A 1,142-nucleotide genomic window follows, 5' to 3' on the forward strand; every position below is an offset into this window, starting at 1 on the left:
TCTGTCTCCCAGTGGAACCCAAAGCATAGTGCAGGAGAGGCGAATCGGCTGTAGGAAATTACTGATTCTGCAGGGACGGCCTCTGGCCAGGCGGGAGGCGACATCGTAGGATGCCGGGCATGAACAGAGACTATGACATTGCGGTCATCGGGGCCGGCCCCATCGGCGCCGCCAGCGCCCTCGGTCTGGCCCGGGCCGGCTATCAAGTGGCCCTGGTGGACGCCCAAGCGTTGAAGGACCCAGTCACCCAGGATGAGCCGTTGGACTTGCGAGTGTTCGCGGTCTCGCGCGCCTCCCGGCGGCTGTTCCAGAAATTGCATGCCTGGTCGGCGATGGAGGCGGTGCGGGTCAGTCCCTATCGGCACATGACGGTCTGGGATGCCCACGGCCGTGTCGAGTTTGACGCCGCCGATGTGGCCGAGGCCGAGCTGGGTCATATTGTCGAGAATCGGGTCATCCAGGCCGCCCTGCACCAGCAGCTTCGGGAGTCACCGATCGACTGCTTCCTGCCCGATCGCCTGGAACGGCTCAGCCTGGAGCCGACGGGGTCGCTCTTGGGTCTGGCCAAGGCCGGTCGTCTCCGCGCTCGGCTGGTGGTCGCCGCCGATGGCGGTGCCTCGCCCACTCGCGAGATGGCTGGTATCAAGGTCAATTCTTTGGATCACGAGCAGGTCGCTCTGGTGGCCCATATTCGCAGCGAAATCCCGCACGGAGAGACAGCCCGTCAGCGGTTTTTGGACACCGGGCCCTTGGCCCTGTTGCCCCTGGCGGACGGGCGCTGCTCCATTGTCTGGTCCACCACGCCGGCCGAGGCCGAACGGCTGCGTGGTCTTTCCCCCGAGCAGTTCGGCCGGGAACTCACTCTGGCCAGCGCCGGGGTCCTGGGCGCACTGGAACCGGATACCGATGTGGTGAGCTTTCCCCTGTGTTCCCGCCAGGCCGAGCGTTATATCGGCGAGCGCCTGCTGCTGGTGGGGGATGCCGCCCACACGGTCCATCCCCTGGCCGGCCTTGGCATGAACCTGGGCCTGAAGGATGTAGCGGAACTGCTGCCGATCCTGGCCAGGGCACGCGAGCGGGGGCACGACCCTGGTGAACGCGCTGTGCTCCGCCGTTATGAACGGGCCCGCCGCCCGGACAAT

General features: G+C 66.3%; 1 protein-coding gene. It reads left to right on the forward strand.

From position 1 onward, the window contains the following. Positions 1-119: 119 nt before the first annotated feature. The coding region (locus VCB98_RS13910) for an FAD-dependent oxidoreductase (RefSeq protein ID WP_346053559.1) at positions 120-1,142 on the forward strand (1,023 nt) is incomplete at its 3' end.

Source organism: Natronospira elongata, assembly GCF_034931365.1.
GTDB lineage: Bacteria > Pseudomonadota > Gammaproteobacteria > Natronospirales > Natronospiraceae > Natronospira > Natronospira elongata.